General features: G+C 39.0%; 10 protein-coding genes. 1 reads left to right on the top strand and 9 read right to left on the bottom strand.

Going from position 1 to position 14,312, the window contains the following annotated elements:
- Window positions 1-3 precede the first annotated feature (3 nt).
- The 9 genes from BXY58_RS11760 to BXY58_RS11720 form a co-directional block, all read right to left on the bottom strand.
- On the bottom strand, window positions 4-1,320 hold the full coding sequence (locus BXY58_RS11760; protein ID WP_120214056.1) for a T9SS type A sorting domain-containing protein: 1,317 nt from the start codon (window positions 1,318-1,320) through the stop codon (window positions 4-6).
- Window positions 1,317-2,708: an ELWxxDGT repeat protein gene (locus BXY58_RS11755; protein WP_120214055.1), complete on the bottom strand. Its 1,392-nt coding sequence runs from the start codon at window positions 2,706-2,708 to the stop codon at window positions 1,317-1,319. Before BXY58_RS11755 ends, BXY58_RS11760 begins: the two co-directional genes overlap by 4 nt.
- 15 nt (window positions 2,709-2,723) lie before the next feature.
- A complete protein-coding gene (locus BXY58_RS11750; RefSeq protein WP_170144228.1) occupies window positions 2,724-4,046 on the bottom strand; it encodes an ELWxxDGT repeat protein in 1,323 nt (440 codons plus the stop codon).
- A gap of 373 nt (window positions 4,047-4,419) precedes the next feature.
- Window positions 4,420-5,493 (bottom strand): tetratricopeptide repeat protein, encoded by a 1,074-nt coding sequence (locus BXY58_RS11745; protein WP_120214053.1) that lies wholly within the window; start codon window positions 5,491-5,493, stop codon window positions 4,420-4,422.
- Window positions 5,490-6,950 (bottom strand): helix-turn-helix domain-containing protein, encoded by a 1,461-nt coding sequence (locus BXY58_RS11740; protein WP_120214052.1) that lies wholly within the window; start codon window positions 6,948-6,950, stop codon window positions 5,490-5,492. Before BXY58_RS11740 ends, BXY58_RS11745 begins: the two co-directional genes overlap by 4 nt.
- 149 nt (window positions 6,951-7,099) lie before the next feature.
- Window positions 7,100-8,506 (bottom strand): MFS transporter, encoded by a 1,407-nt coding sequence (locus tag BXY58_RS11735; protein ID WP_120214051.1) that lies wholly within the window; start codon window positions 8,504-8,506, stop codon window positions 7,100-7,102.
- 54 nt (window positions 8,507-8,560) lie between these two features.
- Window positions 8,561-9,205 (bottom strand): uridine kinase family protein, encoded by a 645-nt coding sequence (locus BXY58_RS11730; protein ID WP_120214050.1) that lies wholly within the window; start codon window positions 9,203-9,205, stop codon window positions 8,561-8,563.
- 19 nt (window positions 9,206-9,224) lie between these two features.
- Window positions 9,225-10,358, bottom strand: a complete 1,134-nt coding sequence (locus BXY58_RS11725; RefSeq protein WP_120214049.1) for a glycoside hydrolase 100 family protein — start codon at window positions 10,356-10,358, stop codon at window positions 9,225-9,227.
- A 167-nt stretch (window positions 10,359-10,525) separates the two neighbouring features.
- The gene (locus BXY58_RS11720) at window positions 10,526-12,949 is read right to left on the bottom strand and encodes a TonB-dependent receptor (protein WP_120214048.1); all 2,424 of its coding nucleotides are present in this window, start codon (window positions 12,947-12,949) and stop codon (window positions 10,526-10,528) included.
- Window positions 12,950-13,192: 243 nt separating this feature from the next.
- Here BXY58_RS11720 and BXY58_RS11715 point away from each other — a divergent pair, with 243 nt between their 5' ends.
- Window positions 13,193-14,128 carry a LacI family DNA-binding transcriptional regulator gene (locus BXY58_RS11715; protein ID WP_120214047.1) on the top strand — a complete coding sequence of 312 codons (936 nt, stop codon included), beginning with the start codon at window positions 13,193-13,195 and terminating at the stop codon, window positions 14,126-14,128.
- Window positions 14,129-14,312 lie beyond the last annotated feature (184 nt).

Below are 14,312 nucleotides of genomic sequence, written 5' to 3'. Positions count from 1 at the left end.
AAATTAATTTTTAATGATTTTCTGTGATGATATTTTGCCTGTTGCATCGGTAAAATTGATGATATAGTTACCGATCGGAAGATGGCTGATGTCAATCATCTTGGCATTCTGATAGCTCGCCACTTTCTGACCCGCCATATTAAAAACAGTAGCATCTTTGACTTCAGTTTTCAGGAACAGATAGCCTGATGTAGGATTGGGATAGAAAGACATTTTTGCTGTGCTTCCTACCTCCTGAGTGGCCAAAATATTACTGCAATCCGTAGCGAATACCGCTGTCGCATCCTTTTGCCAAAGTGTCTGGCTGGAGCTGTAGGCCACATCATCCACCTGGATGCACTTTAGATTCGGGCTTGTATGTGCAAAAAAACCGATGGCGTTTTTATTGTTTCCGTTTTTCACATTGATGAATTTCATCTTTTGATTTTCAATCGCATTAACATAAATCAGGTCTCCATTTGTAGAAGCATCCACCTCGGTCAGCTGCGAATAATTAGCATAGAAATATTGCAACATAGAATGACCGGTCAAGTCGACTACGGGTATTTGCGTACCATCCATTATAAATTGCCTTAAGTAAAGTTGTTTGCTGATGTCAATAGATGTTATAGGATTGGCCTGAATCATAAAAGTATCCAGCAAAGGATTATTGGTGACATCAATCTGCTGAAGTTTGTTAAGGCCTACGTTGAGGTAGGTCAGACGCGTGTTTTTTGTCACATCAAGCGTAGAGATCTGATTGGCTGCTGTGTTTAATTCCGCAAGTCTTGGGTTTTGAGTGAGGTCAATACTTGATACTTTGTTGGATGCGAAGTATAAGTAGGTCAATCTCGGACATCCAGTAACATTCAATGCTTCTATCGCGTTGAACATAAGGCTTATATAAGACAATTGAGGATGTGAGCCGAAGGTCAATTCTTTCAGGTACGATGATTTGCTAATGTCTACTGCTAAGAGTTTGGAATTTTGTGACAGATCCAGTTTGGTGAGGAGAGAATTGTTGATCCGCACTTGATTGATTTCCTTGTTAGCTCTTACATCGACATTTGCAACATTCGAACCATTGATGGTGAGCGAGGTAAGATTCTTGAAATACTTGACCTCCGGAACGTCTTTGATGTTTCCCGTAAAAGTAAATCCTCCGGTGTACGCCTCGGCTTCGGTCACCTGTATCTCGCCATCATTATTGGTATCAATACCGGTATAGAGCAGGATATACTCGAGGAAATTTTCGTCTGTGAAATTGATGTTCTGTGCGTTTGCTGTCGTGAAACTGGCACTAAAGAGCATCAATCCTATAGTTGCTAGAGTTTTTTTCATTTTACAATTAATTTAGTGGTGTTAACAGTTCCTTCATTGGTTTTAACTACCAGGATGTAGTTTCCATTAGGAACTGATAAATGCGTTTTGTTACCGTTGATTTTAACATTCTGATTCAGAAGACGCCCGTTCAGGTCGTAGAGGTCATAGCTCACATAGTCTTTTCCGCTGAAGAAAATATCGCCAGTGGTAGGATTAGGATAAACCATTTCGCTTTTTTTGTTAATGTCAGAGACAGAAAGAGTTGGAAACTCTATCTTGTAAAGTTCTTGTCCGTTCGTGACGTTGAGTTTCGCTGACAGATAAAGAGCCCCATTATATGCTTCCATCTTCCCAAGAACAAAATTGGCGTATCCCGGTTTAAGTTCCAAAGTAAGCTTAGTTCCATCCGCTGTTCCATCACTCTCCCACAGCCTTGCTTCGCCGGAACCATCATTTGCAAGGAAATAGAGCTTACCGTTCAGTTCGGTCAGACTGCTGGGATTGGATGCCGCAGAACCGGGGTTGATATCTTTAACCAGTTTCGTCCCTGCCTCGGTGCCATCTGTTATCCAAAGTTCCGTACCGTTGGATCCATTATTGGCACTGAAGAAAACCTTGTCACCAACCTGTCGGAAGTTCCCAGGGAAAGAGTTTGATGTGCCCGGATTAATATTTTTTACCTCTACAGTACCTTCCGTTGTTCCGTCTGTTTTCCAGAGTTCAAATCCAGATGTGTTAGAACCAGCCGAAAAGAATAAAGTATTTAGCTGGCTGCTGTAAAAGAAATTCTGAGGATTGGAAGTTGTATTAGGATTAATTGTTTTAAGAAGAGAAACCGATGTGCCATCATACACATATATCTGAGCATTGTTAACGCCTGCTACTGCGGATGCGGCCATTACAATTTTGCCGTTGACAGCGCCCATCTGTCCGGTAATAACAACGGGCGTGCTGATATCATGTATAGCGTTATCAGAAAAGTACCATAATTTATTATTTAATCTGTAAAAGATCTTTCCATTGCTCTGCAAAAGATTTGCGGCAGTGGAAAGTCCCGAGCTTACAAGCTTCGCACCTTCGACGTTATCATAGGAATAAAGACCTGTCGTACCGATCATTGTTAGAAAATGCAGTTTGTTATTGTAATTCATCAGAGAGATCGGTAAAGAACTGGGAGTTCCCGGATTTATATCAAAAGCGAGATTTGTACCTTCCGGGGTTCCGTCTGTGGACCAGAGTTCATTACCGTAAGTAGGATTGCTGGCATTAAAGTACAGCTTATCACCGTAATTAAAAAATTCTGCCGGCGTAGATGGATTTGCACCGGGATTGATATCTTTTAGCAGGGAAATGCTTTGTGCGCTAAGCGCATTGGCTATAAAAAGGGTAAATACTATTTTTTTCATAATGATGTTTCTTGATTATTTAACAATAACTTTGGTAGATGCGTTCACCTTCTTGTCATCAGAAGTGATTTTAAGGATATAATTTCCTGCTTTTGAATTCAGATTGATTTTACTGTTGTCAAATTTTCCAGCCTTGATCACACGACCAGTTGTATCGAATAACTCAAACGAACCGGCATTGACATTGCTGATTTTAATTTCACCATTAGAAGGATTAGGATATATACTAAGCTTTGATGAGGAGGCAGTCGTTACAGCAAGGGTTTCAGTGGGAAGATTGACCTTGTAAAGCTCCACACCGATCTGATCTGCAGCATCTACCCTGGCGGAAGCATACAGATTGTCATTATACACGGCTAGTCCAAATGCCGCAGGAAGTGTTGAAAGCACCTTGGTGCCTTCTTCCGTGCCGTCTGTTTCCCACAGTTGTCTCACATTGCCAGTATTGTTCAGAAGGAAATACAGTTTATTTTTGAAAACCGTCAGTTTATCAGGAAATGAACTTGTGGAACCAGGTACGATGTCCTTCACCATCTTGGTTCCCTGCTCGGTGCCATCTGTCACCCACAGTTCGCTGCCACTGGTTGCACCATCCGATGCTGTAAAATAAACTTTCCCATTATACTCTGTAAAGTTTATAGCACTGGATCCTGCCGTTGCCGTAGTAGTATTGATATCCTTGACCTGAACCGTTCCGTCTGCCGTTCCGTCTGACATCCACAGTTCCGGACCGTTACCTCCGTTTGCAGAGAAAAACGATTTTCCCAATGCGGGACTGTAATAAAAGTTCTGAGGATAAGCAGTAGCTGCAGAATTAATGGTTTTTAAAAGATCCAGCGTATTTCCGTTCAAACTGAAAAGCTGATACCAAGTTGGGTTTGTAGCCGTTTTGTACTGGCCATTGGCGATAATCTGCTGTCCCACATTTCCGAGGAACATCACGGTCACATTATCATCGACCATCACAGGCTGTAAACTATCATCCAAAGTATAAAGACGCTGCGTATTAGGTGACATTGTGCTGTTGGTCGCCTTGAAATAAAGCTTATTGTTGCTGGTTAGAAAAGTGGTTGCAAACTTAGCAGTTGTGGAAACTGTCTTAAGACCTTCAACACTGTCGTAGGACATCAGGACACCAGAACTACTGACTCCATTCACAGGTAGAGCGGCTGTAAAATAAAGTTTGTTTCCGAAGGTATAAAGATTGGTCGGCGATGACGAAGGTGCACCAGGATTGATATCCGCCACTATCTTTGTACCAGCCTCTGTTCCGTCCGTTTCCCAAAGTTCAGTTCCTGTGGCAGAACCTGTCTGACCATAGGTGGCACTAAAGTACATTTTATTATTAAACACCATAAAATTAGAGGGGGCCGAATTGTTTAGGCCGGGATAAATGTCCCTTATAAGAGTAAAAGTAGTTTGGGCGGATAAAAGTCCCCCTAAAAGAATTGCTAAAAAGTTGATTTTTCTCATATCAATAAATTATCTTTAAATAAATAAGGTTTCTAAAAATGATTCAGAAAAATTATCTATCAATTAAATTGATTAAAAGATATTTTATCTCATCATTTTAGATTTCTAAATTATCAATATGAGCGTAAAAAAAATAGAGAAAAGCTTTCACATTTGAGAAAAATACTTGAATATGACAGTACAAAAGACCATCTAAATAATTCTGAATGAATTATTTACATTTCAAAAAGAAACAATATCAATTAAAAGTTTTTTTCATTGAAAAATGGTAGAAAAACGAAGTTAAAAGAGTTAAAATGATGACTAAAATCGAAATCGTTATGAAATTCCATATTACGTTTTTATTATTTTTATGGATAAAATTTGCATTATCATTAATTACAAGCCTTTCAATTGTTTCATTCTGAAATTTTGAAATTTGTAACAATACTTGATTATATTTATCAAAATAATAAAGATATAATTTATAATTTTTTCTTAAATAACTATCCTGAGCCATCAGTCGATAATAAATAGATGTAAGCTCTGCATCATACTGAACAAAATCATCGACATCAATAGTTTTTAGTAATTGGCCAGCTCTATCCAAATCTTTTCTTTTTAAATAGATATCGACCAGCCCCACAGATGCAAAGTATTTATTATAACCTAATCCATCTTTTTTGCTGTCCAGAACTTCGGCGTAGAGCTTTTCTGCATCTTGGGTCTTCCCAATGGATTCCAAACAATGGGCTTTCTGGATATCAATCAAAAGCCGGTTTGTAACAACCACATCCTCAGCTGGTAACTGATCGTATACGGTCAGTGCCTTGTCAAAATATTTTATGGCAAACTCACAGTTGAGCTCATTTTTGAAGACAATACCTTTCACATTATAGACATTGCCTTGAATAAATAGAAGGTCTTTGGGCAACGATATTATATTGATTAAATTCTCTGCCTCGTCTAGATTTCTCTTGGCGTCAGCATTCATATTGATTTGCTGATACTGGTTTCCCAGCATCGAGAGAAAACGAACCTGATTGATTTTATCATCATTTTCCTTGGCCATCTTAATGCCCTGATTGCAATTTCTAATGACCTGACTGATGTCTCCCAGAACCATCTGCGCATTGACCAACTTGGAAAGGGCTCTAATTTTTGTAGGATAATCCTTAGTTTCCAGGAGTATTTTCGTAGAAATGCTCACCAATTTTTTTGGATCGGTAAAAATAAGATTCGCGGCTTCGTCCAACTGTTTATCGTGCTCCGTTTTTTGTCCAAATACAGCGAAGGCGAAAAGCATCAATAGTATGTTCAATAATTTTCTCATCCATTTATTTTTTGGAGAAATTCTGTTGGCGAAAGGTTCATCCTGTTTTTGAAAATCGTTGTAAAAAGGCTGTGTGACGAGAATCCGCACTCGTCTGCAAGATAACTTACCTTATATTTCCTGTATTCTGGATTTTCTTCGATCTTATCAACAATATAATCGATTCTGAGATTGTTGATATAGGTATTAAAATTAGAGTTTTTATGTTTGTTAACCACCTCGGACAAATACTTCGGATTGGTATCGAACTGTTGCGCCAGAGTTTTGAGCGACACCGTTTTCTGGATGTATTTATGATTTTTTTCAAACTCTTCCAGCTTGTTCAGAATCCTTTTTTCCGTTTTATCCGGAATGACGAAATTTTTGACCTCTGTACTAGCAGGCACTTTTTTTGTGAGCCTGGACTTATACTTTATAGACCAACAAATCAGTATTATTGCGATGATGAAAATCATAATAATTGCGAGATAGATATACCGGAACATCTTTTGCTGAGCTGCCAGTTTTTCCTCATTCATCTTATTGATATAATTCACCAACATTGCTTTGGCAACCGATTTTTTTGATTCGATGTTTTGAATAATGTTGAAATAATTATCATTCGCCGAACCAAGCATATTGAATTCATTGATTCCTGCAGAAGCTTTTGCCAGATTTTTGTAAAAATCTGCTTTCAGTCCAATATTAGAAATACCGGAAGCCGAACTCTGGAAATTTTTGAGTAAATCAAATGCAGCCTTTGGGTTACTCTTTTCCAATTCAATTTTAGCTAAAGAGTTGAAAACCAGAATCTCGTAATAAATACCAGACTTATTGATGTTTGTTAGTCCACGGGCATAATTTCTTGCAAGCATCGATTCAGCACTATTCTTGTTCAATAATTCCGAAAGCCATATACTGCTCTGAATCAAAGCCTTGTTATTACCTGCTTTTTTGTAATTCTCAATGGCAGATTTCAGAATGGCAATTCTTTCGGACGGTGCAAATACTTCAAAACTGGTTTTATCAATCGCCAGATCTGCAAAAATTATTTGTTTTGAAAATTTAAAATTCTGAACATCATTGCTTATGTTTTTCAACTCACTGGTTAGACCTAAAGCCTGGCAAAGTTCTGCGTACAAGTATTGATATTGAAAGAAAATCTCAGACTTTTTATCATTCGTTGCAATTTTTTTTAATGCTGATAAACTGTTCAATGCTTCCTCGTAATTGCCTTTGATTAATAATGACTTAATGCGGAGAATCTGCGCGTCGGCTGGTGAAATTTTGGAATAATACTTCAGCAGCGGTTCCAGCTGTTGACTGTCGTACTGCATCTTGTCCAGGATCTCTTCTCTCAGGATTCCGACATCATTCGGCGTCTGCGGGGTATAGAATGCAATAATAAATAAGCACAGAAAAACAACAATGCGCTCTGTCAACAGATTTACTGGTATTTTCTTTATTATTGCTATCATACTAACTTACAAAAATAGGAAATAATTATCGCTATCTTATTAACTATATACCACACAATTGTAATTCTCAAAAACCCAACTATCTGCGATAATTTCTAAGTAAGTAAATTTGATATCTAAAAATTAAGTGATCTTCGATTACATAATTACTATTCGTACTTTTTTTCTTCAGGCTTCATCAACATCACACACGCACCAGCGATCAGGAAAAGAAATCCCGTCAGAACAATGACCAACGAAGGGTTGTCATTCAGAAAGGTTTTGTAAATGAATCCGAAAGAAACAGTCTGTAACAGCATCGGTATTACGATCATCATATTGATAACGCCCATATAAACTCCTCTCTTCTTCGATGGAATAGATGGAGAAACCATCGAATAAGGCAGTCCCATGATGGATGCCCAGCCTATTCCCAACGCGACCATCGGAAGCAGAATGAGATACTCATTCTTGATGAATGGCAATGTCATTATACCAAATCCCGTGATACAAAGACAGAAAATATAGGTGTTTTTGGAAGTAAATTTTTTGGCAAAAGGCACCAGTAATAAGGCCGAAATCATCGTTACGATATTGTAGGAGCCATTCATTAGTCCGGTTTGTCCAACAGCAACTTCCACTATGTGAAGCACGTTTTTTGCCCAGGATACATCTTTTTCTGCTACAGAAACTCCGCTCTTCGCCAGTGCAATGATTTTGCCTGCCTTTTGCTCATCGCTTTCAGAAATTCCATATAGCGACAGCTTGAGCATTGGCGTGATGAACTGCCAGTAGCAGAACAGCGCATACCATTGGAAAAGATAGACCAAAGCCAGCTGCCAGAGTAATTTCGGCATATCCCGTATTGCAGAAAAAATTTCTATGAATGGTGTAAAAAATGTACTTCCTTCCTTGAACTTTCTGAGTTCTTCAAGCTCTTCGTCAGATGGAGGAATCTCAGGTGTTCTGTAAACCGACCATACCACTGATGCTATAGAACAGAAAGATCCCAGAAAAAAAGAATAATATACCCAAACAGGAATACCACCACCGGAAGCATTGCCGCCGAGATATTTCTGGAAAATGAACAATGACAGGTTAGCAAGTGTAATCCCGGCTCCAACAAACAAGCTCTGCATCTGAAATCCGAAAGTCTGCTGTTCGTGCGGAAGTTTGTCTGCAATGAAAGCACGGTAAGGTTCCATCGCCGTATTATTGGCGGCATCCAGAATCCAAAGTAATCCTACTGCCATCCAAATAGCGGAACTGAAAGGAAACAAAAATAAAGAGATACTGCAAAAAATGGCTCCCAAAAGAAAAAACGGTTTTCTGCGCCCCCATTTAGGACTCCAGGTTTTATCGCTGATGGCACCAATTAATGGCTGAATCAGCAATCCTGTAATAGGACCGGCAAGATTTAGAATTGGAAGCTGCTCTGCGTGTGCTCCGAGAAAAGTATATATCGGGTTCACCGCGGTCTGCTGCAATCCAAAACTGTATTGTATTCCGAAAAAGCCGACATTCATATTCCAGATTTGCCAAAAACTGAGATGCGGAATTATTTTCTTTGTTGTCATAATTTATTTTTCTTTGTGAGAATCAACAAGGTAAAGTACTATTAAATACATCATTTATTTCGGCAAGAGCTCGTAATTCTTTCCAAGAACGAGGTCTGCTTTTGCTTTGAATTGTTTAATAATCTGATGTTCTATTTCCAGCACCTGTTCTACAAAATCACTCATTTCATCGCGGTTTCTGCTCATCCTGTTTTCATAGGTATCTTTGTAATTTCTGTCGATGAAAATTTTAAAATCAAAATCATCAATTTCCAGAATGTAGGTGCCTTCCACGATAACAACTTTGTAATCTGCTACCTCTGTCTCTTCGCTGGCTATCCTATTCTCATTGTAATGTACCAAAGGTTTTTCTATTTCCGTTTTCCCATTTTTAAACTCGGAAATATTTTGGGAAAGCTTTGCCAAATCGACTTCCTGTATTCCTACATTTTGTATGGATTTCAGGCGATTTTCGTGATTACTCTTTGGTGGAAGTTTAAAATAATCATCCATCTGCCACACCAGACTTTTGATGTTATTTTCGTTTAAAATCTTTTGAAGTGCAAAAGCGGTCACAGATTTACCGCTCCCGCTTTCTCCTGCAATTCCTATGGTGAGTATGTGTTTACTTTTTAATGGCAATTTTGTATTCAGTATTTCAAATATTTCTTTACCTGTTGCCAGATGAATCTCTTTAAGTTCTATTATATCTCCAATCATTTTATTCTTTCTTAATGTATTAATTCTGTTTTTCCAGGGTCATCATCAGATATCCTGAAGCCGAAAAGCATAATTGCTCGGTTCCCAGAGGCAGGAGTTTATCGGTGGAATAATATTCCCTGAAATGAAAACCCTTTTCCTGCATCAACTGTTCGTACTGTGAAAGTATTTTTCCAGGGATCTCTGCCAATCCTTTTCTATTAAGTGCCAAACAAAGCCATCCCAAAAATATAGGCCAGGAACCGCCATTGTGAAAATGGTGTGGTTCGTTTTTGAAGCTATAACTGTAATTGTTTTCCAGGAGTTTCCAATCGTAATCGCCGGGATAAATCACGGGATAGAATACGGGAAGCATCCAGTGTTCGAATTCTGTATGAAGACCTTCCAAAAATCCGGTAAAAGCTTCGAGATCCAATTCGAAATCCAGGAGAATCGCCAAAGCATTTCCTGCCAGGTCAAATCGGTCATCGTAGCCATTGGCATTAAGCGATGCCCAGAAATAAGGTTTTGCATCGGTTTTGGCGTAAGCTGTTTCGTGGTATTTTGGTTCTGATGAATCGTTCTTATAAAAATTTTCCTGAATCAAATTCCGGATGTGTGTTGCCTGAATTTCCAACTCGGAGTTCTGGTAAAGCTCGGCTGCATTTTTCACCGCCCAGTAGCGCAAAACATTATCGTAGAGCGTGTATCCGGAAGTTACATATTCGTCTGCCCAGTTGCCGCCTAACGGACTGTACAAAAGATCTTTCTGATTGTATTCCCAGGTTTTGAGGCAGGACAGTGCTTTCAGTATTTTTTCTTCGAAAGATTGTTTTAGGTCATCTTTTTGATAAATTTTCAAATATTCGCAGGTTACAATAATCCACCAAGTGGTGGCGTCTGTTCTGCCAACGTGTGTTCCGTAGCTTGCTTTTCCGCTCACAACATTGGACGGAATCTGCCCGTTGTCCGCCTGATGTTTGGCAAGCGTGCGGATAGATTGTTCCAAGCCCGCCAGAATCTCTTCATCATTGACCAAAATACCGGCATAACCTGTCATCATAGAATCTCTTGCCCAGACGCGGGCATAGTTGTCCCTTTGCTGCGCCGATGCTAAAATTCCTTCTTCCGTAATTGCTTTCCTGATAATATCTATGGCTTCTTGTTTAAACATATCTAATTTTTACTTTTATATGAAGCCAAAATCTATCAAAATTTGGCTTAAATGTTTTCTGTATTACCTTATCGATTCAAAATAAATTCATATTAATAAAACTAAGTTGAGTATAAGCAGAATAAAATATTTTTAAAAATATCATATTCTGCTCTGTCATCAATTATCTACAAATCAAATTTCACACTCACGCTGTAGCTGGCTCCCGGAAGTGTTCTTGCTCTCACGATTCCGTTTCCGCCGGCAATGGAACCTTCTTCTGCCTCTGTCACCGCAATGGTATTGAATACATTATTAGCATTCAAACTTACGGAAAGGTTTTTGAGCACCTGATAAGAAACATATGGATTTACGATAGCGTAACCCGGCATTAACAATTTGTTGTTATCCTGGGTAAAGGCTTTGGTAGCACCAATCAGGTAGAATCCTACATTGAACTTACTGACATTGAAATTAGGATTCACGGAATACATCAGTTTTGGTGTTCTTCTCGGCATATTTCCGATAATAGTAGGGTCTATGGCATTTTTGATTTCTGCGTGGGTATAAGTAAGGCCGGCCTTTATATCCAATCCTTGGGTGATTTTATAATAACCATCCAATTCTACCCCGAAAGACTGATATTTATTTTCCGTTTTTCTCTGAGTAGTTGCTTCATAATTGGCTTCTTTTGTTCCGGCGTAGAAAAATGTTGTGTTTAGGAAATAGCCTGAACCTCTCAATTTGTAACCGGCTTCCACCTGATTTACCTTGTTTACTTTCACAGCATCCAGGGCCGGATCGTCATTATTGGTATAATTGTAACCAGAGAACAAGATTCTGTCTGCAGATGCGCTTCCGCCCTGACTCACTCTTGCGAAAACTGCATTTTTGTTGCTCAGAGCATAGTTGGCTCCTACCGAATATCCGAAGATTCCGTATCTGTAGTTTACAGGAACATTGATGTTATCATTGGATCCAACCATCTGCTCGGGAGTATCAATAACACCGTTCCCGTTCATATCAAGGCTGGTGTAAGTAACTGTCGCGCCGGAGAAATAGCCTGATACTTTTCCGATGTCATATCTTGCGCCTGCATCAATAGTTAATTTCTCTGTAGCATTGATCTCCACCTGAGCGTGCGGAGCGGTAATGTCATATTTGGTATTGTAGTCTCTTTTCAGGTTACCCCAGTCTTTCATTCCGTAGTTAAGCAGACCGTTGTCTGTAATGTACTGTCCGGAGGTAGTTTTCACATCAATTAATCTTGCATTTTTATCGCTCACTTCCTGCAGATAGTTGTTCCACATCCAGGACATATTGATGTTTTGCGAAGATTTGTATAATCCTGCATTAAACTTAACGATATCCCATTTTTTGCTGATATTAAAATCGTTCACAAAATTGTTGAAGTTATTCAGCTTTACATTGAAAAGGGCAATTTTCATGTAATTCGCATTCATATCAATCGGCGTGTTGGTTCCCGCATAGACTGCGCTTCCGAAATTGGCGAAATTAGTCGCATTGAAAAAATCGCTACCCTTGCTCACACTTGCCGGAAAAGGTGCCACAAACTGTCCGTCATTGGCGGCGTATCTGATTTTTTCTTCAAATTTCCAGCCTTCTCCAAGATTATAATTGAATTCTGCGCCGATAACTTTTGACATAGAATGCATCCCGTCTGATACATCGGTATTGAAGATATTACCATCGTTACCCAAAGTCCTGTCGTGCTGCAGGTGAATGGTTTGCAAAGCTCCCGTAAGAATGTTGTAGTTTGGAAGCGAAGACCATTTCGGGTCAGAATCCGTTCCGGTAACGCCTACAGGCATTGGCATGTAAGCTGCCGTTCTGTCATCCAGAACTTTTGCATAAACCCTGAAGCTTCCTTTTTCAAACTTTTTAAGTAAAGAAACTCTGAACTGCCCGCCGTTATTAGAATTGAAGCCTGTTTTTCTTGGGCCGTCCCCGATTCTGTAGAACCCGCCGACTGCCATATAAGTGTCATCACCTATTTTGGTTCCGTAATCGAAATCGGTTCTGTAATTTTTATAATTAAGTCCCATCTGCTGGGTAATGCTTCCGCCTTCTTTCTCACCGGTTTTGGTGATAAAGTTGATAATTCCCGCCGGAGAGTTGCTCGCAAATACCGAAGCCGAACCTCCTCTCAGTGCTTCTACTCTCGATACAAACGAGTCGAATCTTGTAAACTGATCCTGAGTCCCGAAAGCGATATCCCCGAACTGCATCACCGGAAGACCATCTTCCTGGATCAGCAAATATCTGGAACCGCCGGCAGAAACAGGAACCCCTCTTACCGTAATATTAGAGTTACCTTCGCCACCTGAAGATTCTGAACGGATTCCCGGGATGGTACGGAAAATCTCTGCGGTAGTTCTGGGCGCAGCATTTTCAATATCTTTCATTTTTAATGTAGAGATAGAAGTACTGGTCTTGATGGATGCTTTAGGATTAGAGTTTCCTGTAATCACCACCTCATCAATTGTTTTATCTCTTGATATTGTGTCATTTATAGTACTCTGCGAAAACATAAAGGCCGCGGTGTTCATCGCACCGAAAATCAGCAATTTAGTGAACATCTTTGATTCCATATCTTTATGAAGTTTTTTTGTTATGGGTTAAAAGTATTTTTTTTAAGTTATCAAAAATGCAGTTTGAATATTGTATTAATTTTTCGTTAATATCAAACGATTGCGCAAACGGTTGCGGTTAATAACAAAATTTTAATTTAACTTTTTATTAACTTTTCAATAGTTATATTTAACACAATTTAACACTCAAAACGATACAAATCATTCCTAAATTACCCCAGAAATATACTCTATTAACCCAAAATGAAAAGAATTACCATAAAAGACATTGCAAAAATGCTCAATATAAGCACCTCTACGGTGTCACGGGCACTTAAAAACCATCCGGACATCAGCGCATCTGTAAAACAGCGTGTGAAGGAAGTTGCAGACACTTTCAACTACGTTCCCAATGACTTTGCCATTAACTTCAGAAAAAAATCATCCAAGGTCATCGGCCTTATTATTCCGGAGATTTCGATGTTTTTTATTCCTTCCATTATCAAAGGGATTTCCTCCGTGCTACATTCGGAAGGCTATAACTTTTTTGTGCTTTCTTCGGAAGAATCTCTGGGTATGGAAGAGGAAAACCTTCTCACCTGCATCAACTCTAGAGTTGACGGCATTTTGATTTCTCTCAGCAGACAGACAAAGGACCTCACCCATTTCAATAAAATTAAGGAGCTGGAACTTCCTTTGGTCATTTTCGACAAGACCATTCCACAAAATGTCTTTGAAGAGGTGATATTTGACAACAGGCTTTATGCGCAAACTGCCGCCCAAAAGCTCATAGAAGCTGGCTGTAAAAATATTGTTGCTATTTTCGGGGATGAAAACCTGGAAATATCACAAACCCGTAAAAATCATTTTTCAGAGGTTATCGATAAGCACAAAGATGTAAAGTGCAAGATCATCTACTGCAATTCCGCCGATATGGTAAAGGAGAAAATGAGTATCATCTTTGATTATGAAGACTTCGACGGTTACTTTGTAATGAGTGATGAGACTCTTGCCGGACTGCACAGTTCCCTTGTCAATAAAAAAACGGCTTCCCCAAAAGCTAAAGTCGTTGCCATAACGGAGGGAATTCTTCCAAAATATCTGGACGATTCCTATGAATGTATCATTAACGACGGCTATGAAATGGGAAAAACGGCTGCGATGAAACTATTGACAATCATTAAAAAACAGTCTATTTAAAATTTACTCAATTAACTGTACTTGCTTGAACATTTAAAGAACCGATTTTGTTATTGTGCACTTACGCAAACTCAGTTGTATGAAAGTTTTTTTATATCTCGATTTTTCTACATTGAAATTTGTGGCTACCAGAATTTTACAATATAATTTCAATGTATTTTAATTCTAAATGACTACGTGACGA

This window comes from Epilithonimonas arachidiradicis (genome assembly GCF_003610695.1).
GTDB classification, from domain to species: Bacteria; Bacteroidota; Bacteroidia; order Flavobacteriales; family Weeksellaceae; genus Epilithonimonas; species Epilithonimonas arachidiradicis.
Note: the sequence above shows the minus strand (reverse complement) of the source record. Positions and strands in the feature narration are given on the sequence as shown.